The sequence below is a fragment of the Algoriella xinjiangensis genome (genome assembly GCF_900115015.1).
Classification (GTDB): Bacteria; Bacteroidota; Bacteroidia; order Flavobacteriales; family Weeksellaceae; genus Empedobacter; species Empedobacter xinjiangensis.
In genome coordinates this window covers 194,510-213,519 of record NZ_FOUZ01000006.1, presented here as the reverse complement: position 1 = coordinate 213,519, position 19,010 = coordinate 194,510, and the positions used below count along the sequence as shown (strand labels likewise).

The 19,010-nt window shown below is 29.4% G+C and carries 16 protein-coding genes; 11 read left to right on the top strand and 5 right to left on the bottom strand.

What is annotated here, in order from left to right; genetic code table 11:
• Positions 1 to 10: 10 nt before the first annotated feature.
• From BM072_RS07575 to BM072_RS07565, 3 genes are all read left to right on the top strand, one after another.
• A complete protein-coding gene (locus tag BM072_RS07575; RefSeq protein WP_092908057.1) occupies positions 11 to 1,411 on the top strand; it encodes an HmuY family protein in 1,401 nt (466 codons plus the stop codon).
• A 21-nt stretch (positions 1,412 to 1,432) separates the two neighbouring features.
• Positions 1,433 to 2,686 carry a T9SS type A sorting domain-containing protein gene (locus tag BM072_RS07570; RefSeq protein WP_092908056.1) on the top strand — a complete coding sequence of 418 codons (1,254 nt, stop codon included), beginning with the start codon at positions 1,433 to 1,435 and terminating at the stop codon, positions 2,684 to 2,686.
• A 125-nt stretch (positions 2,687 to 2,811) separates the two neighbouring features.
• Positions 2,812 to 3,954, top strand: a complete 1,143-nt coding sequence (locus BM072_RS07565; RefSeq protein ID WP_092908055.1) for an amidohydrolase — start codon at positions 2,812 to 2,814, stop codon at positions 3,952 to 3,954.
• 411 nt (positions 3,955 to 4,365) lie between these two features.
• Here the strand turns inward: BM072_RS07565 and BM072_RS07560 are convergent, their stop codons facing one another.
• The 3 genes from BM072_RS07560 to BM072_RS07550 all read right to left on the bottom strand — a co-directional run bounded on the left by BM072_RS07560 (position 4,366) and on the right by BM072_RS07550 (position 6,846).
• Positions 4,366 to 4,965 (bottom strand): hypothetical protein, encoded by a 600-nt coding sequence (locus BM072_RS07560; protein ID WP_092908054.1) that lies wholly within the window; start codon positions 4,963 to 4,965, stop codon positions 4,366 to 4,368.
• Positions 4,966 to 5,149: 184 nt separating this feature from the next.
• Positions 5,150 to 5,920 (bottom strand): DUF2695 domain-containing protein, encoded by a 771-nt coding sequence (locus BM072_RS07555; protein ID WP_092908053.1) that lies wholly within the window; start codon positions 5,918 to 5,920, stop codon positions 5,150 to 5,152.
• A 131-nt stretch (positions 5,921 to 6,051) separates the two neighbouring features.
• Positions 6,052 to 6,846, bottom strand: a complete 795-nt coding sequence (locus BM072_RS07550; protein ID WP_092908052.1) for a hypothetical protein — start codon at positions 6,844 to 6,846, stop codon at positions 6,052 to 6,054.
• A 222-nt stretch (positions 6,847 to 7,068) separates the two neighbouring features.
• Here BM072_RS07550 and BM072_RS07545 point away from each other — a divergent pair, with 222 nt between their 5' ends.
• The 8 genes from BM072_RS07545 (at position 7,069) to BM072_RS07510 (ending at position 14,912) form a co-directional block, all read left to right on the top strand.
• Positions 7,069 to 7,341: a hypothetical protein gene (locus BM072_RS07545; RefSeq protein ID WP_092908051.1), complete on the top strand. Its 273-nt coding sequence runs from the start codon at positions 7,069 to 7,071 to the stop codon at positions 7,339 to 7,341.
• Between the two features lie 297 nt (positions 7,342 to 7,638).
• On the top strand, positions 7,639 to 9,036 hold the full coding sequence (gene mnmE, locus BM072_RS07540) for a tRNA uridine-5-carboxymethylaminomethyl(34) synthesis GTPase MnmE (protein WP_092908050.1): 1,398 nt from the start codon (positions 7,639 to 7,641) through the stop codon (positions 9,034 to 9,036).
• A gap of 268 nt (positions 9,037 to 9,304) precedes the next feature.
• Positions 9,305 to 9,685, top strand: a complete 381-nt coding sequence (locus BM072_RS07535; protein WP_092908049.1) for a helix-turn-helix domain-containing protein — start codon at positions 9,305 to 9,307, stop codon at positions 9,683 to 9,685.
• Between the two features lie 44 nt (positions 9,686 to 9,729).
• A complete protein-coding gene (locus BM072_RS07530) occupies positions 9,730 to 10,863 on the top strand; it encodes a site-specific integrase (RefSeq protein ID WP_092908048.1) in 1,134 nt (377 codons plus the stop codon).
• A gap of 29 nt (positions 10,864 to 10,892) precedes the next feature.
• On the top strand, positions 10,893 to 11,840 hold the full coding sequence (locus BM072_RS07525) for a hypothetical protein (protein ID WP_143080478.1): 948 nt from the start codon (positions 10,893 to 10,895) through the stop codon (positions 11,838 to 11,840).
• 107 nt (positions 11,841 to 11,947) lie between these two features.
• Positions 11,948 to 12,298, top strand: coding sequence for a helix-turn-helix domain-containing protein (locus tag BM072_RS07520; RefSeq protein WP_092908046.1), 351 nt, complete (start codon positions 11,948 to 11,950; stop codon positions 12,296 to 12,298).
• Positions 12,298 to 13,893, top strand: a complete 1,596-nt coding sequence (locus BM072_RS07515; RefSeq protein ID WP_092908045.1) for a DNA primase family protein — start codon at positions 12,298 to 12,300, stop codon at positions 13,891 to 13,893. Before BM072_RS07520 ends, BM072_RS07515 begins: the two co-directional genes overlap by 1 nt.
• Positions 13,893 to 14,912 (top strand): DUF6371 domain-containing protein, encoded by a 1,020-nt coding sequence (locus tag BM072_RS07510; RefSeq protein WP_092908044.1) that lies wholly within the window; start codon positions 13,893 to 13,895, stop codon positions 14,910 to 14,912. Before BM072_RS07515 ends, BM072_RS07510 begins: the two co-directional genes overlap by 1 nt.
• A gap of 75 nt (positions 14,913 to 14,987) precedes the next feature.
• Here the strand turns inward: BM072_RS07510 and BM072_RS07505 are convergent, their stop codons facing one another.
• Positions 14,988 to 17,822, bottom strand: a complete 2,835-nt coding sequence (locus BM072_RS07505) for a type I restriction endonuclease subunit R (RefSeq protein WP_092908043.1) — start codon at positions 17,820 to 17,822, stop codon at positions 14,988 to 14,990.
• Between the two features lie 12 nt (positions 17,823 to 17,834).
• Positions 17,835 to 19,007 carry a restriction endonuclease subunit S gene (locus tag BM072_RS07500; protein WP_092908042.1) on the bottom strand — a complete coding sequence of 391 codons (1,173 nt, stop codon included), beginning with the start codon at positions 19,005 to 19,007 and terminating at the stop codon, positions 17,835 to 17,837.
• Positions 19,008 to 19,010 lie beyond the last annotated feature (3 nt).

Below are 19,010 nucleotides of genomic sequence, written 5' to 3'. Positions count from 1 at the left end.
ATTCATTTTTATGAAAATCTATACATTCATTCTTTTTCTATTTTCGACATTATTATTTTGGTCATGCAATGATGAAGATTCTCCGTTAGGACAAACTTTTGTTGCAGCTTTTGATAAACAAAGTATTGATTTTAGTAAGATAGAAGGGGAGGAAACAATCAAATTAATCTTTTCTAAAGTTGCAGAACAAGACGGGCAAATTCATATTAATGTTTTGGCAGATTCGGCAACTTATAACCAAGATTTTTCGACTTTACCAATTGCAACAAACAATGAAATTATTGTTCCGATAAAAAAAGGACAAACGAGTGCAAGTTTTATCTTCAAAAATCTTATTTATCCTTTTGACAGTTCCAATAAAATTGTACAATTCGAGATTTCTAAAATTGATTATCCAGCCGCAGTTATACAAGGTTATAGCAAGGTAAAAATTTCGTTTGAAAGATCTGTAGGTGGAACAATTTTAGCTGAAATTGGAGGTCCAAATGAACCGTTTCAGGTTTTTGTGGATTTAAGTAAAGATGCGCAAACTAAAGCAAAAAGAGATTCTTGGGATTTAGGTTTTTACAACGGAAGTTACTTTCGTGTAGAGTTAAACGGTTCTATTTATATGGCAACAAAAGCGTTGACAGAAACTGATATTACAAAAGTAACAAAAGCTTCGGTTAATAGTTTATTGAATGAGGTTGCTGTCGGAACATTTACAGATTCAAACAAAGATTTTATAGATCATCCAAGTGGTGATATTCTAAAAACTGCAATCGCAGAAATTAAAGAAAATGATGCCGAAAATCCTGTTTATTTAGTAAATCTTGGTTATGAAGTTGGTACAGAAACGCCTGCTGTAGGAAGTGCTGCAATTGCGGGAAACCAAAGAGGTTGGAAAAAAGTAAGATTCCTAAAAAGAGGAGAAGATTACGTTATTCAACATGCTAATTTGGATGATAAAACATATCAAGAAAAAACAATCCAGAAAAATTCTACACACAATTTTACACATTTCAGTTTAGCAAAAAACGAAGTTGTTACGGTTGAACCTCCAAAATTAGATTGGGATTTAAACTTTACAGTTTTTACTAATCTGATTGAAGGAAATGGCTCATATGGTTTCTCTGATTTTGTAGTCAATAATTTAAAAGCTGGTGTAAAAGCATATCGCGTAAACGCAGATAAAGACGTAACATTTGAAAACTTTGATGCAGCTAATATTGATGAAACAAAATTTGAAAATGATCAACGTTCAATAGGCGATTCTTGGCGCCAAGTTACTGCGCCGCAAACACTTTATAATGATCGATTTTATATCATTAGAGATGCGGATAACAATTATTACAAAATAAGAATGTTAGCCTTCAAAAATGCATCAGGATTAAGAGGTTATCCAAAATTCGAATATAAATTAATTAAATAATACTTTTAAAAATCAGTAAATATGAATACTAAATTTACACTTTTAGCAGCTGCATTGTTTATGAATGTTGCCGCGCATGCACAACAAATAAACGGTCAGGTGACGATGGGACCAAACTATGCAAATGATGTTTATTATGGTTTAGATGGACAAACTGCAACAGAAACAAATAGAGCAGATTGGGATATTTCGTTTTACCGCAAATCTAACTTTTCGACAGGTGTTAGAGTAAATGATACAAAAGGAATTCAGGTTTTTGAAGCATCTAATGATTTATCAACTTGGAGTACCATTAATGTTGCAAATGCTTCGTCTTGGACAGAATTGTATAACGATGATACAAATTGGCAAGAAGGTGCATTTAATCAAGGTTCTGCGGCTTATGGTTGGGGAGCTTATGATATTGCGACGCACAATGTAAACGGAACAGTTATTTTTGTTTTAAAATATACATCGGGTGAATATGTAAAATTTAAGATTGATAAATTAGTTGCAACGCAAGGGCAATATAATTTTACGTACTCTAAATATACAAACGGTGCATGGAGTGCAGATAAATCTGTAGCAATTTCGCATTCATCTTCAGAAAATAGATTGTTTAATTACTACAATTTATTAACTGATAAAGTTGCAACGCCAGAACCAGAACAAAGTAAATGGGATCTTAAATTTACAAAATATATTACACCTTTAGATGCGGGTGGAAGCACAGTGATGTATTCTGTAACTGGAGTTTTACAAAGTGATGTGATAAAAGTTGCCAAAACAGAATCTGGAAATCCTACAGATGATGCCGCTTATCTTGCCGCTATAAATACTGCTGGATATGATTGGAAAACATTTAATATGAGTTCGGGCGGATATACAATAAAACCAACTAATTTCTTCATTAAGAATAGCACAACAAGTAAAATTTATAAATTAAACTTTACGTCTTTCGAAGGTTCTGCAACTGGAATTGTAAAATTTAATTACGAAGATGTGACAAAAACATTAGGAACAACGGACTTAAACAAAACAAGTTTCGGAATTTATACGAATACAAACCAACCTAAAACTATAAGTATAGTTTATAATTCGAAAGAAAGTCTATCATCAGATATCTCAGTTCAAATTTTTGCGATGAATGGACAATTGGTTCATCAAGAGAATTATAAACCAACGTCATCATTTACGAATAAAACAATACAGTTATCAAAACTTCCAGCCGGGGTTTATATTGTAAAATTGCAATCAGCTAGTAAAGTTGAGTCGAAAAAAGTCGTTTTACAATAAAGTTTTGAGTTAACTTTATTTTGTCTCTTTGTGAAGGTTGCCTTATTTGGGCAACCTTTTTTATTTAGATTTACATACATATTTTATGTATTATTGATAAGTATTATATTGTATAAAATTTTGGAATGAGAGATATAAATTTTGAAAAATTAGTAGGTTTAAGAAAAGAATTACATCAATATCCAGAACTTTCTGGTTACGAAATTGAAACTTCAAAAAGAATTATTCAGTTTTTAAAACTAAATAATCCGACAAAAATAATCGATTCTATCGGAGGTTCTGGCTTAGCAGCAATTTATGATTTTGGAGAATCAGGTAAAACTATAACTATTCGATGCGAGTTGGATGCCTTACCAATTCAAGAAATTAATCAATTCAGTCATCGTTCTACAACAAATGGTGTTTCGCATAAATGCGGTCACGATGGTCATATGGCTATTTTATCAGGAGTTTCAAGTTGGTTAAAAAATCAAAAATTTCAGAAAGGAAAAGTTGTTTTACTCTTTCAACCAGCAGAAGAAAATGGTGAAGGAGCTTATAAAGTGTTAAATAATCAGCGTTTTATAGAATTAAAAATAGATTATTTTTTCTCATTGCATAATTTGCCAAAAGAGCCAATGCATAGTATTGTAATGAATGATGCAGGATTTTCAGCAGAAGTACAAAGCTTCAGTATTTTATTGAATGGAAAAGAATCGCATGCTGCAGAACCCGAAAATGGAATTAATCCAGCAATGGCAATGGCTAAAATTATCAATGAATTATCCGCAACAGAAATTGCTGATACTTCTCGAAATGATTTTACAATCATGACGCCTGTACATTTTTTGATGGGACAAAAATCGTACGGAATTTCGCCTGCTCTTGCAGAACTACATTATACTTTAAGAACTTGGACAAATGCAAAAATGATTGAACTTCAACAAAAAATTGAAGATGTTGTTGCTGCTGTTTCCAAAGATTATGATTTAGAATATAAAATTAACTGGTTTGAATATTTTCCGGCAACTGTTAATTATCCCGAAACAAATGAATATGTTTATGAGGCAATAAAACAAAATGATTTTCAGTTGGTTAATAAGTCAAATCCAATGAAATTTGGTGAAGATTTTGGTTGGTATTCTAAAACTTATAAAACCACTATGTTTGGTTTAGGTGCTGGTCTAGATACGTCTGCATTGCATAATGCGGATTATGATTTTCCAGATGAAATTATTGAAACTGGAGTAAAAATGTTTACATCAATAATCAGTGGTATTTTAAAATAATAGCACTTATTATTGATAATAAAATAGAGTGAAATTATTTAGATTTAATTTGATCTACAATTGTTTCTATCGGAAATAGTTTATGGAAATAAAACCAACCAAATGGTCCAGTGACAAGAACTTGTAAAGGATAAGCTACAATAAAAAAATGGTAACTGATTTTTTTTAACGGAAATCCATCTTCTTTTTACTTTTTATATTTTCCAAATCATTCATTTCATTTGGTTTTAAAAACTGAACTTTTTAGCCATAATCTAAGCTTATTACAACTTAACTAAGTTTAGATTTTATTATATAAGTCAAAAATAAACCTCGCTTAAAAGGCTTAAGCGAGGTCGTATAGTTTATTGTTTTAATCTATCTTCCGGTTGTGCAACAGTTACCCATGTTAGTGGCTGCCCTTTTTTACTTTTATAATTCATCTTTATGCCAAGTACTCTCATCGGGAAAACCATATTTTTTACTGTCAATTTTCCAATTTTCTCCTTCCTTTTTCAATATAAATTGGTCTTTACTTTTTATTCCGTATTCATAAATTATTTCGATAACAGCACGATTTGCAGATTTCATTATAAAAGAAATTTGAGTGTTAGGATAATTTAGATATTCGTACTTTGTTGGTTTTCCAAATGAACGACTACCTTCCTCTGATTGGTTCAAACTTATCGGATTTGTTATTTCTTTTCTACGCTTTGCATATTCTGCCCAAAGTTCCTTTTCTCCAGGTTGAAGTTGGTTGGGTTCTTTTGGGTTTTTCAAACTCTTACTTCGTTCAAAGATTTCTTGTTCAAGTGAGTTGATTTCTTGTAATTTATTAATTAAAAATTTAAGAATTTCATCTGTCATATGTAGAAATTTTTCCAGTGTTTGACTGGTGTCGATGTTTAGTTTTTCAACGGAATTATTTTTAATTTCATTGCTTTCATTGTTTTCGATTTGAGAAGTTTCATTCGCTACTTCATTTTTTGGTGCGTTTTGTTTCTTTCCAAAAAGTTTGTCTAACATTCCCATCTTTTATCTTTTAATTTAGAATTGTATTTTTCGGTTTCGTAGGGTTGCCACTAACGTTTTGAGTATTGCTGAAGGGCGGGCTTTCGAAGCACTTCAGTTCAGCTAAAGTACAAAAGTTAATAGAAGTACACAAGTTCAAATTATAACTTCTAGTCCACTATTGCAAAACCCTTGTTAGCCGTAGTTATTGTCCATTAACCTGTATGCTGTTTAAAAGTTTTGTAAACTCTTTAAAGTCGCCTTTGTGTCTACTTGAACCTGTCTTCATTCTAAGAAACCATTTGTCTGTTGAGTTGCTTTTGAACCAATAGAAAACGGGTGTCCAATTTTTTGATTTCACAACAACACAAGAATAATTGTCAATTTCAGGTCGTTCAACTATTAGACCTTCAGGATTGTAGCTTAGTTCAGTTTCCTTAATCCACAAGTCTAACCAATATTGGTCATTGTTAAATTGGTCTGTTTGGAATGAAGTTTCTAAACTTACAATACAGTCAGTACCTTTGCCAATTTGAAAAGAGTAAACAGGTTTATCATTATCATCTAAAATTGTTTCCGTCAAATTCCAAGGTGGGGGGACTTTGTCGACAAAAAAATCAAATTCCGTTTTTAGGCTATTAATTTTTTGTTTTTTAATATGTGTCTTACTTGCAGGTTTAGAAATTGGCGGATTTAGATATTCAAAAGCGTCTTCTAAATTCAAAATCTCACAATCACAAGCTTGACCTTGTTCGTTTAGCCAATTAAATAAAACTTGTTTGGCAATATGATGTTTGTCACAAAACTTACTCGCAATTGTAAAATCATTTTGACAATCATTTTCCGATAATTTTTCGTCAAGAAAGTCGAATAGTTTCGGGAAAATATTTTCGTCAACTGGCAAGGTCTTTCTAAACTCGGCTAAATTTCTTGTGGCAAGTTGATTTAATATTTCTTTTCGTTTTACTTTGTCCATAGTAGGGTGTCAAATATAATTACAGCTAACGTTTTGGGGCTTTGCGATGGTGGGGAAATCGGAGAACTGCCGTTGAACTTTGCAGTTTCGCCCCACTATCGCAAAACCCTTGTTATATGCTGTGCTTGTTCTCATTCGGTTGTTGGTAATAATTTGTCTATTAAATATCGTTTCCATTTTTCGCCTGTAAATTCACAGTTTCCGCTATTGATTTTAGCATTTGGAAAGTCCGCAAGAACTGTTGTTAAGTCGTCCCAAACACATTTCAACTCTTCGTCCTTGTTTTCAAAACTCAAACTCAGTTTTCCGTTTTCTATTTTTAAATGCTTAAGAAAAATGCCTTCTTGTGTTGAGTTAATTCTGTCGGCAAGTTGTATGTAATAACCTTGATAGTCTGGATACGGAACTTGTTCTGGTAGTCTTTCGTCACCTGCGTAATAACGAAACAAAATTTCGTGTCCGTATTCACTTAATTTCTCTTTCCAAAATTCAGGTCTTGGAATTTTTGAAAGGTCAGTTGTCAAATACATTTCTGTCTCGCTTGCCCAAGGCTTAAAAGTCATTTTTATTAATTCTTGTTCTTCAATTTCAAAACTGTCCGCTACAAGTCGAAAAGTCGCAGGAGTAGAGAAATCTAAGCAAATACCATTTTCAACTTCACTTGCTTCAATACATTCGATGTAATTGTCGTCACCGACATTTACCACTTCTTTGTCAAAAGTCCATTCATAAATTTTATTTGGAATGACTTTGAAAGGTAAAATGTGTCTTTCAGAATTTGCCTTATAGTTCGCTTTCACATTATAACCAACAATAATTTCAAGTGGATTTTCCTTAATTGCCAATACGTGTCCGTCTTCAAAATAGAAGTTGTCGAACAACCATTTGTCAAGGTCGTTGAATGTTTGTATGGTCGTTTTTAGCATAAAATATAAAGTTATTATATGTGCAATATAATCAATTTCATCAAATTAACGGAAAATACTAAAAAGCTCATTTTTAAACGGTTTTAAAGCTTATTGAGTTACGTATTTTGTATTATTATAAAATATTTATAGTTACATATTATACAAAATACGCATATGTTTAAATAATTTTTAATCCTTATTTTTGCACAGAATAAAATTCCGAACGGTTTTCTCAAAAATATGAACAATACATTTTCTAAGCATCAGCAAATAGGTGAGGTTTCTACTTTTATGGAGTTTGTAAATACAAATTTTAATAGAGCAATGAATGCGATTTGTTGGCATAGAAATTTGGATGGAGATTTTAGCGAAATTGTATCTCAACTTCAGTTAAAAGATAGTGTTACCGAAGTTTCTGTTGATGATGTTTTGGCACTTCATTTATCAGAAAAAGGAGATGTTGCAAGAAAAATAATTTTAAATGATTCATTTTATAATTGTCATGATTTTTAATGTTTTAGTTATCTAATAAACGTCGATGATAATTAATTTGACCCAAATGATAATTTAAATGCAATATCAAATTTCTTGTGGAATTTGTAATATTATTTTCTACAATCCAAATATTTTCTTCATTTTATAAAGTATGAATGCAAGGGTTATTAGTATAAATTATGAGTTTTAATTAAAAACTTTCTTAAGTTATAAATTTAGATGTTCACTTTTTGAATCTTTATTTTAAAGATACAAATTCACAATGAAAACGAATAATAGAACCAAACTTTTCAAATTAATCGATAACTTTGCAATATGCTAAACAACGATACAATTTGTGCATTGGCTACGGCTAATGGAATGGGTGCTATTGCGGTAATTCGTATTTCTGGACCAGAAGCAATTTCTAAAGTAGCCACGATTTATCAATCGAAATTTAATGCTTCAAAATCATTAAATGACGCGGCTTCGCATACTATCCATTTAGGTTATGTGATGGATGGCGAAACGATAATTGATGAAGCTTTGTTTTCTATTTTCAAAAATCCACATTCGTATACTGGAGAAGATGTAATCGAAATTTCGACGCATGGCTCTATTTATATTCAACAAAAAGTACTCGAATTATTAAATAAAGTTGGTATTCGTAATGCAAATCCAGGTGAATATACTTTTCGCGCATTTTGGAATGGTAAAATGGATCTTACACAAGCTGAAGCTGTTGCAGATTTAATTTCATCGGATTCTAAAGCTTCACACGAAATTGCAATCAAGCAAATGCGTGGTGGTTTTTCTAATCAAATCAAAGATTTACGCGAGCAAATGATCAATTTTGCAGCTTTAACAGAATTAGAATTAGATTTTTCTGAAGAAGATGTAGAATTTGCAGATCGTACACAATTTTATGCATTATTGAATGAATTACAATCTATTTTAAAACGTTTAGCTGATTCGTTTGCTTTTGGTAATGTAATTAAAAACGGAGTTCCAGTTGCAATAATTGGTGCACCAAATGCAGGAAAATCAACTTTATTAAATGCATTATTAAATGAAGAACGTGCAATTGTTTCGGATATTGAAGGAACAACACGTGATACGATTGAAGAAACTTTGTATATAGATGGTGTTGGATTCCGTTTTATAGATACGGCTGGAATTCGAGAAGCTGGAGATACAATAGAGCGTATTGGTATTGAAAAAACATACGAAAAAATTGATTTAGCCTCAATTATTATACATTTATATGATGCAAATATTACGGCTGATAATCAAATTTCGCAACAACTAGACGACTTAAACCAACGTGGTAAAATAGTTTTTAATGTTGCCAATAAAATTGATATAAACAACGAAAATAATGTTATTTCGGATGCAATTCGACAAGAATTTAAAGACGTTGTTCATATCGAAATTTCTGCAAAAGATTCTTATAATATTGAAGCTTTAAAAGAGCAATTGATTTATCAAATTAAGCTAAAAGGAACAAATCAAGATGATACAATTGTAACTAATTCTCGTCACGTAGAAGCTTTACAAAATACATTAATCCAAATTGGTAAAATAAAACAAGGAATGGATAATGGTTTGCCTGGCGATTTATTAGCCATGGATATCAGAGAAGCTTTAACATATCTTGGACATATTACAGGTGAAATTGATGTTGATCAAGATATTCTAGGAACAATCTTCGGGAAGTTTTGTATCGGAAAGTAACCTCATCAATACAAACATAGTATAAACATATACAAAACCTCTTAAAACATTGATTTTAGGAGGTTTTTTAATACTCCAAAGATACAAAAGAATAAATATGTTATAGGTTTATTATCGTTATTTGTATCAGAAATTTGTACCTTATTTGTACCTTTGATAAAATCAGCAGAAAAATTTGAGTAAAAATTGACATTTTGGGCGAAATAAAGTCCCTTAAATACTCTTATTTCTACTTAATGGATTTTATATACTTTTAAAAATAGGCTAAATGAGTTCAACAAATATTAAGATTTTAAAACAATGCTTGAATTGTGGAAATATGTTTGAAGCACAAAAAACCACAACTAAATATTGTTCTCATAAATGCAATTCTCAACATTATAAATTAAGAAAGAGGTTAGAGCTAAAAAAAGAGATTGAAGTTGATACAAAAGAGAAAATCAATAAAAATTTCAAGGCTAAAACTACTCAAATTGATTTACTGAATATTAAGGATAAAGACTACCTTTCTGTAAAAGAAGTTGCTTATCTTATGAATTGCAATACAAAGACTGTTTATAGACTAATCAAATGCAAAAAAATTAAATCAACCAATCTAAATGAAAGGTTAACAAGAATTAAAAAATCAGAAGTAGAAAAACTTTTTTAAAAGTTTTATAAAATCGTACATAATCAACATTATCTACATAAACTATGGCTATAAAAGTAACTTTAAGAAAAAGACCATTAAAAAACGGAAAACTTTCTTTGTATTTAGACTTCTATCCTTCTATTATTAGAAATGGAAAGTCAACAAGAAGAGAATTTTTAGGTTTATCTATTTATGAGAATCCAAAAGGACAAATAGAAAAACAATATAATAAAAATATAGAAGCAATTGCAGAAAGTATTGCTTCTAAAAAAGGCATTGAACTCAACCGACCTGAAATTTATAACGATATGGAAAAGGCTCAACTTGAAAAGAAAAATAAAGAGAGCCAAAACTTTATAGATTATATAAAAAAGATAGCTGATAGAAGGCATGGCTCAAACTATCAAAATTGGATTTCTGCTATAATGTATTTAGAGCATTATACAAATAGTAAATTATTATTTAAGGATATAAATTTGACTTTTGCAGAAGATTACAAGCATTTCTTATTGAACACGAATAGTTTAAAGAGAAAAGAAACCAAGCTTTCTCAAAATACTGCTTTATCATATTTCACAAAATTCAAAACAGCTTTAAAACAAGCTTTTGTAGATGAAATATTGAGTACTGATATAAATTCAAGAATTAAGAATATTAAAGAACAAGAAACGAATCGAACATACTTAACGATTGAAGAATTAAATAAATTAGCAAACACAGAATGTAAAAATGATTTGCTAAAAAGAGCTTCTATATTTTCTGCATTAACTGGATTAAGATTTTCAGATGTAAAAAATTTAAGTTGGAAAAATGTCTATAAAACAAATGATGAATACTATATCAACTTTATTCAAAAAAAGACAGAAGGAGTTGAATATTCTCCAATTTCCGAACAAGCTTTTAATCTTTTAGGAGAAAGACAAAAAGATTCAGAGAAAGTATTCAATGGATTAAAATATTCTGCTTACCTCAACAAACAATTAACTGATTGGTTAAAAGATGCTGAAATAACAAAGGATATAACCTTTCATAGTTTTAGGCATACATACGCAACTTTACAATTGGCAAATGGCACTGATTTATTCACCATTTCTAAAATGTTAGGACATAAAAACCTTAAAACAACTCAGATTTATGCTAAAATTGTAAGCGAATCAAAAAAACAAACTACTAATAAAATTATACTGGATTTATGATTATTAATAACATAAAACAAAAAAACTATTTGAAATATAAAATAAGTGTTTATCAAAATTATATGAACTCAATAAGGGAAATATTAATCAATCCTAAATATGAAAATTTTATAATACAAGAGTATGAAAAAGTTAACGATTTAAAACCTGAATTTTATTACTATAAATTAAAATATTTTGACCCTGAAAGTGAAAATGAAGATGAAAATGATATTGAAAATTGCTTTTACAAATATAAAAAAGAAGTTTATAGTAATATTAATAATGATGAAAAAGAATTTTATTTTGTTAAAGACTTTGAATCTATGGATTTTTTGATTGTTATGAATGATATTTTCAAACAATTTTACCAACTACAAAACACAATAATAAATAAAAAATATACTGAAGATAAAGAGATTAAGAAGTTTACTAAATTTCTTAAAGATAAATTACCTAAAATAAACAATAATGAAATTTGTAATGATATATTAAATTTTATTATCAAAGATGATAAAAATTCACATTCACTTATTTGTGTTGGAAATGATAAATATAAGTTCGTAAAAACTGATGAATGGAAATCATTTAAGGAAAACCTAAACATAAAATTGAAAACTCTAATAAATGATGAGGTAATTGAAAAAACAATAAAAGAACAAGCTGAATATCATTTCTCTATTTTTAAATATATCGACCACAAAAAGAAAAATAGAATAATGAATGATGATGATTATTCATTATTAATTGAATGGATAACTTATTATTTTGAGAATGATTATCAAATTCCAAAAATTGATAAACCATTACAAACAAACACTACACAAGGAGTATTAGTCACAACATTAAAAGAATTTTATTATAAAATAAAGTTCACTAAAAGACTTGATTCAACTTATTACAATTTAATAAAAAATATATTTTATGATTTGAAAGGAATGTCTAATGAGAATATAAGAAAAGTTAGCAAACCTAAAGATTACGATAAATATTTGTAATCTAAAAGATTCATATTAAGCAACTTAACAAAGTGCGTAAAAGTGCGTAAAAAAACGTCGCAAATGCGTATTTCAACTTTGTACCATAATCAAATAAAAATAGTATTATGGTAGCAGTAGACTACAACAATATGCCAGAGGCATTAAGTTTTTTAATCAATCAGATTAACAGCTTAAAAGAACAATTAAAAGAATCGGCTCGATTCAATCAACCAACTATTTCAAATGAAGAAGAAATTCTTAGTGTAAAAGAAGTAGCAAAACTTCTTCGCTTATCAGAAGGTACAATTAGAACAAAATCTTGGAAAGGAGAAATTCCTGTTTGCAAACATTTTGGTAAAAATTATTATCTAAAAAGTGAAATCATTGATTTCATCAAAAAAGGTAAAAATTTATCTAATCAAGAAATAGAGGAGCAAGCTAATCAGTATTTATTAACTAAAAAAGGTGCGAACTAATGGAAGTTAATAAAACAAATAATCAGGCAAACTTAGAATCTGAATTAAACTTTGCTCCTTTGGATTTACCTAAAGATACGAATAATATAATAAGCACTATTGTTTCAGGCGTTAATAAGCACAAAATTACTCCAGCAATTGAACATTCTCAGTTGTATGAAGAGATATTGAAAGAGATTAAGCCTATAGATTTTAAAGCAATTGTTTTTCCAAAATTAAAGGATTATGAAGAGCAATTAAAAGGTTTAGAAGTTGATTCTCCAGATTATAAAAAGGTTAAAGAATTAATTAAAAAATGTAAATTACAACCAAAACACTTTGTGATGGTTACTATTGATGAACTAAAAAAACACATCAACAGAAATCATTTCGGACTATCCAAACACAATGGTAATATATATGCTTACAATGGTAATTTTTGGCAAAAAGTTGAAAAAGAAGAGTTTCAAAACTTTCTTAAAAATGTAGCTTTAAAATTTGGAGTTGAAAAATATGATGCAAAGTATCATAGAACAATAGATGAATTACACAAACAATTTTTAGCAGATAGTTATTATAAAGCACCTCAACAAGATGCGAACAAAGTTCTCATTAATTTAAAGAATGGCACTTTTGAATTATCAGGTAAAAAGAAGTTTCTTAGAGATTTCAATCAGAATGATTTTCTTACTTATCAATTGAATTTCAATTATGATAAAGATGCTAAAACTCCTTTGTTTAATAATTATTTGGATAAAGTTTTACCAAATAAAGATGTTCAAAAACTATTAGCTGAATATATTGGAAGTATCTTTTTAAAGAATGGTAATTCGTTATTAAAGATTGAAAAAGTAATGTTGTTATATGGCTCAGGTGCAAATGGAAAATCTGTATTTTATGAAGTGATTACTGCATTGATAGGAAAAGAAAATATTACATCTTATAGCTTACAATCGCTTACAAATGAAACTGGTTATCAAAGAGCAAAATTAGAAAATGTACTATTAAATTACGCACCTGAAATAAGTTCTAAGATGAATCCAACCATTTTTAAACAATTGGCATCAGGAGAAGAAGTTGAAGCTCGATTACCTTATGGAGAACCATTTATTATGAGTAATTATGCTAAATTTTTATTCAATTGTAATGAATTACCTAAAGAAACCGAACAAACTAAAGGCTATTTCAGAAGGTTTATCATTGTTCCTTTTAACGTAACTATTCCCGAAGAAGAACAAGATAAAAGTTTACATACCAAAATCATTGATAATGAATTATCAGGTATTTTAAATTGGGCTTTAGAAGGTTTAGAAAGATTAATTGAACAACAAGGTTTTACGCAAGTAGATGAGGTAAATGAAATGCTTAAGCAATTCAAATTAGAATCTGATTCAGTTGCAATGTTTATTGATGAAGGTTATACTAAATCAACTAAAGGACATTATTTAGTTACAAAATTGTATCAAAATTATAGAGAATATTGTACAAGTAGTGGATTTGTAGCTCTTAATCAGAAAAACTTCAAAAGACGTTTAGAAGCTCAAAACATTGAAATTAAACGCACCTCAGCTGGTATGTATGTTTATGTTGAATCTACAATGATAAATGATTTCTAATGCAACAAGGTTATAGGTTTCAATTTATGAAGGGTAAGAAAGAATCTTGCCCTTCTTGTAACGAAAAGAGAACTTACAGAAGATATGTTGATACAGAAACTGGAGAGGTTTTACCTTTAGAATATGGTCGTTGTGATAGGGAATCTAAATGCGGTTATTATTTGAATCCTTATACAGATAAATACCATTTGAAAGGGAATGATTATAGTTTTAATTACAATTATTACAACATTCAACAAGTAAAACCAATAGTTAATTACTATATACCTCAACACGTTTTAAATGAAACAAAATCGGATTATGATTGTAATACGTTTATTCAAAATTTACTTTGCAACTTATCTTATCCATTTAATTATGATGAGGTTTATCAATTAATCGAATTGTATCAATTAGGCACAATTTCAGAAGGCTATATGAGAGGAGCAATTACTTTTCCATTTATAGATATTAATCAAAAGGTTAATGCAATACAATGTAAGAAATTCAACATTGCGAACAATACAATCAATATAGATTTTATACATACAATTCTGTCGAAAAAATATGATAAAGAAAATATTGATTTACCTCAATGGATTGAAGATTATGAATTAAATGATTCTAAGGTTAGATGCTTGTTTGGAGAACATTTATTAGATAAATATCCTCATAACCCAATTGCATTGGTTGAAGCTCCTAAAACAGCTCTAATTGGCTCTATTTACTTTGGATTACCTGATAACCCTAATAATTATCTTTGGTTAGCAGTTTACAATAAATCAAGTTTGAACTATGCTAAATGTAAAGCTCTAAAAAACAGAAAAGTTGTTTTATTTCCTGATACTTCTAAAGATGGTATTACTTTCAACGAATGGAAAGAAAAGGCTGAGAAAATTCAAGAACAATTACCAAACTCAACTTTTGAAGTTTCTGAAATGTTAGAGCAATTGGCAACTGAAAAGCAAAAAGAAAAAGGAATTGATTTAGCAGATATTTTAACCAACTACGATTGGAAAACATTCCGAAATCTAAATTAATGTAGATAATGTAAAAAATGTATGTTTTTAAAAAACCTCATCAGATTATTTTGATGAGGTTTTTTATTTATTTTTTTATCTCAAAAATCTATCAGCAAAGTAATTTACTTTATATATTAATCGTTCGCCTATTGTTCTACGTTCTCTAAACGATGGTTTTTCTTTCAAGGTTTCAACCAATTCATTGTTTGTGGGAAATCTCCCTGAAAACATATAAGATTCCATTGCTTCTTCTAATCTATTTTCGTTGATATTTTCTTCCTCTACAAGGTATTTGAACTCTTTTACCTTCTCTGTGTTAATGAAATCGCTAAACGCTTCTGTAACGTCTTCATTTTGTTCTAAGATTGGCAGTTGCTCAATTATGAACTTTTCTATTAAATCACGTTTATTTCTTAAAAATGGGTCGTTATCAATCATTGATAAAATTTCTGATTGACGTTTTTTCTTGGTTTCTGTTTCAATTTCTTCTTCTTCCAAATTCGCTAATAAACGTAAAATATAATCCACGTTTACAATGTCCTTATGAATTAACTCTAAATGGAAATCGACTTCGTTTAAAATTGAATCTTTATTGGGTTGGTTTTCTGCTTCTCGTTTTAAATCTTGGTATTTAGAGCTATAATTATTAAAATTTTGTTCATCAATTAGTAATTCATCAAAGTTGAAATCTGCATACGTATCCATACGATTTTTTAACCTCAACAATTCTCTAAACGCTTTTACAAATTGCAGTTTTTGAGTTTCTGAATAAAAATCATCAACACTTAGATAGGTTGGTGCAATTGCTAAAAGGTTTTTTACAGCATCGTTAAACTGTTCAATGTAATCTTCTAAAGGTGGTACAATAATAACTTCTTTTGCATTTCTGTTAGAAAACAATTCAATCGCTTCATCGGTTGCCTTTTTAAGATTTCTAAAAACAACAATTTGTCCGTGTGGTTTATTTTCGCCTTTTAATCTATTGGTACGTGAATACGCTTGTATTAGACCATGATATTTTAAATTCTTATCAACATACAATGTATTTAGGTTGGGCGAATCAAAACCAGTTAAAAACATATTTACAACAAATAAAATATCAATTTCTTTATCTCTTACTCGCTTGGCTACGTTTTTATAATAATCGTTAAATGATTTGCTATCTTTGGTTGAATAGCTTGTACCAAATTCTTTATTGTATTCTTCGATGTATTTATCTAAAACATCTCTTGTATGTATATCAACCTTTGCATTGCTATAATCTATATTTTCTTCAGGAATTTCTCCTGATTTATCTTCATTCGCATCTTCATTGGCTGTATAACTAAAGATAGTTGCAATTTTTAAATCGTGTTTCCCTTCGCTTTTCAGCTTTCTAAAGACATCAAAATACTTGATTAAGGTTTTGGTATTACTTATGCAAAACATTGCTGTAAAACCTTTGTTTTTAGCTTTACTGTCGTGGTTGTTGATGATGTAATTTGCAATTTTTTCAATACGTTCTTCACTCTCAAAAAGTTCTGTAGTATCAATGGCTTCTACTTCAATATCTAAATTGTTTTTAGACGTTTCTTTATATTTGTATCGTCCAACATATTCTATAGAAAATGGCAAAACATTATTATCGTTAATGGCATCTGTAATTACATAATCGTGCAAGCGTTCGCCAAATAAGTCGGTTGTTAGTTTTTTAACTCCGTTTTTAGAATGTGCATTTTCTGTTAAAATTGGTGTTCCTGTAAAACCAAATAGTTGATGGTTTTTAAAGAAACTGACAATTCGTTGATGTGTATCGCCAAATTGTGAACGGTGGCACTCATCAAAAATAAACACAACTTTTTTATCAGCTAAATCGCTCATTACTTTGGTGTGCTTTTCTTTGCTGATAGCTGTATTTAGTTTCTGAATAGTTGTTACAATTAACTTTGTATTTACATCTGCAAATTGTTGTACTAATTTTTTTGTGTTATCTGTAGAATCTACAGAACCAGGACTAAACTCGTTAAATTCTCTTGAAGTTTGATAATCTAAATCGGTTCTATCTACACAAAAAACAACTTTATCTACTTTTGGCAGTTTAGATAAAATTTGACTTGCCTTAAATGATGTTAATGTTTTACCTGAACCTGTTGTATGCCAAATGTAACCGTTGGTTGTACTTGTTTTTACTTTGTCTATTATCTTTTCTACAGCGTAATATTGATACGGACGTAAAACCATTATTTGTTTTAAACCTACATGTAAAACAATGTAACGCGTTATCATTTTACTTACGTGGCATTTATCTAAAAAGTTTTTGGTAAAATCTTCTAAATCAGAAACTCGTTTGTTTTTCTCATCAGTCCAATAAAACGCAAATTTAAAATCTTGTTCTTTGCTGTACGTATAATATTTTGTGTTTGCTCCGTTGCTAATAACATACAATTGAACGTACTGAAACAAGCCTAAACCTGCACCGTAACTATGTTTATGATACCTTAACACTTGGTTAAATGCTTCTTTAATTTCTAAACCACGTTTTTTTAGTTCGATTTGTACCAATGGCAAACCGTTAATTAAAATAGTAACATCGTAACGATTTTCGTACTTGCCATGCATGGTTACTTGATGCGTTACTTGGTATTCGTTTTGACACCAATGCTCTAAGTTTAAGAAATCGACATAAACGGTTTCGTTCGCATGGTTTTTAAACGAAAACTTATCTCGTAAAACCTTTGCTTTATCAAACGGATTTAATGGTTTGGTTAAATGATTTAAGATTTGCTTAAATTCTGAATCGGTATAGGTAGTATGATTAAACTTTTCTAGTTGTTTTTTTAGGTTTGCAACTAAATCATCTTCGTTAGTAATGGTTACACGCTCATAACCATTGCTAACCAATTGTTGAATCATTTTATTTTCGAGTGTTTGTTCTGATTGAATAGTCATAAGCTATAGTTTTTACACAAACATTTGTTGTAACAATCCTTTTTTATAGGTTTCGGTTTTGGTTATTTGGTTTTCTACAGCTTCTATTTGCTTATCTATAGCTGATAAAAAATTGGCGATTTTGGTTTGTTCTTCGATTGATGGAAATGGAATTAAAAACTTCTTTAAATCATTGCCGTTAATAGAGTTAATAGTTGCTCCTAAGTTTTTATTTACATATTCTCTATATGTAGAATGTTGCAGCCATTGAAATATGTATTTATTAGATTTACTTCTGTATATAGTCATAAATGCACCAAATGCAAATCCTTTTTCATTTTTAGTAATCAAAGCATTTTTACCAATTAGATTTTTACTTCCGTTTCGAACACAAATAAGAATATCCTCAGCTTCAACAGGATTATATTTTTTAACATTTACAAATACATTATCTTGAAATGATAATTTATTATCTTGAATATTAGAAGAACGTAATACGAGTAATCCTTCATCAACAACATCTTTAGGGCTATAAGTAAGACCTGATACTATCTCTCCAACCTCTCCCAACGTTTTCTCTTCCCAATCAGGATAATTGTTTCCGTTATCGTCTTTAAAGCGTAGTTGTTGAGCAAACAATTGTTGCATCACACCTTTTTTGTAGGTATTTAGTTTTTCTTTCTTTTGGTTTAAAATATCCAACTGTTTATCTACTGCACCTAAAAAATTAGCAATTTTGGTTTGTTCTTGTAGGGTTGGGATGTTTAATTTAAAATTATTTAACTCTTTGGAATTAATTGCTGTAAATGTACTTCCTTGTGCCAAAGTATTCCATCGTTCTTCTACTTTAATAAAATATTGAAATAAAAAACCTATCGAGTAATTAGCAGTAATAGAAGCAACTCCTCTTCCTATACAATAAATATCTTCGCATAAAGCTACGTAGCCAACAGGTGCTCGAACAGTAAAAATAATATCGTTAATATTAGTTAATTTAGTTGGCTTAGAAGTATGTTGTCTTAATTGAACTTTTCTATCAATTAAATCTGCATTTCCTTGAATCAAGCCAAAACCTAAATTATTATTGTTATAGCTATTCGAGTCAGGAGATTGTCCCATTTGAATTTTAGCTATATTAGATAATATCGTTTCTTCCCATTCTTCCCTAAACTCAGGAAATCTCAATTTTGGTTGTAAATTTTCCATAGT

Coding starts and splice junctions, on each gene's coding strand:
- mnmE (WP_092908050.1), top strand. CDS start 7,639: ATGCTAAACAACGATACAATTTGTGCATTGGCTACGGCTAATGGAATG.
- BM072_RS07515 (WP_092908045.1), top strand. CDS start 12,298: ATGGAAGTTAATAAAACAAATAATCAGGCAAACTTAGAATCTGAATTA.
- BM072_RS07535 (WP_092908049.1), top strand. CDS start 9,305: ATGAGTTCAACAAATATTAAGATTTTAAAACAATGCTTGAATTGTGGA.
- BM072_RS07550 (WP_092908052.1), bottom strand. CDS start 6,846: ATGCTAAAAACGACCATACAAACATTCAACGACCTTGACAAATGGTTG.
- BM072_RS07545 (WP_092908051.1), top strand. CDS start 7,069: ATGAACAATACATTTTCTAAGCATCAGCAAATAGGTGAGGTTTCTACT.
- BM072_RS07565 (WP_092908055.1), top strand. CDS start 2,812: ATGAGAGATATAAATTTTGAAAAATTAGTAGGTTTAAGAAAAGAATTA.
- BM072_RS07500 (WP_092908042.1), bottom strand. CDS start 19,007: ATGGAAAATTTACAACCAAAATTGAGATTTCCTGAGTTTAGGGAAGAA.
- BM072_RS07520 (WP_092908046.1), top strand. CDS start 11,948: ATGGTAGCAGTAGACTACAACAATATGCCAGAGGCATTAAGTTTTTTA.
- BM072_RS07555 (WP_092908053.1), bottom strand. CDS start 5,920: ATGGACAAAGTAAAACGAAAAGAAATATTAAATCAACTTGCCACAAGA.
- BM072_RS07510 (WP_092908044.1), top strand. CDS start 13,893: ATGCAACAAGGTTATAGGTTTCAATTTATGAAGGGTAAGAAAGAATCT.
- BM072_RS07560 (WP_092908054.1), bottom strand. CDS start 4,965: ATGGGAATGTTAGACAAACTTTTTGGAAAGAAACAAAACGCACCAAAA.
- BM072_RS07570 (WP_092908056.1), top strand. CDS start 1,433: ATGAATACTAAATTTACACTTTTAGCAGCTGCATTGTTTATGAATGTT.
- BM072_RS07505 (WP_092908043.1), bottom strand. CDS start 17,822: ATGACTATTCAATCAGAACAAACACTCGAAAATAAAATGATTCAACAA.
- BM072_RS07575 (WP_092908057.1), top strand. CDS start 11: ATGAAAATCTATACATTCATTCTTTTTCTATTTTCGACATTATTATTT.
- BM072_RS07530 (WP_092908048.1), top strand. CDS start 9,730: ATGGCTATAAAAGTAACTTTAAGAAAAAGACCATTAAAAAACGGAAAA.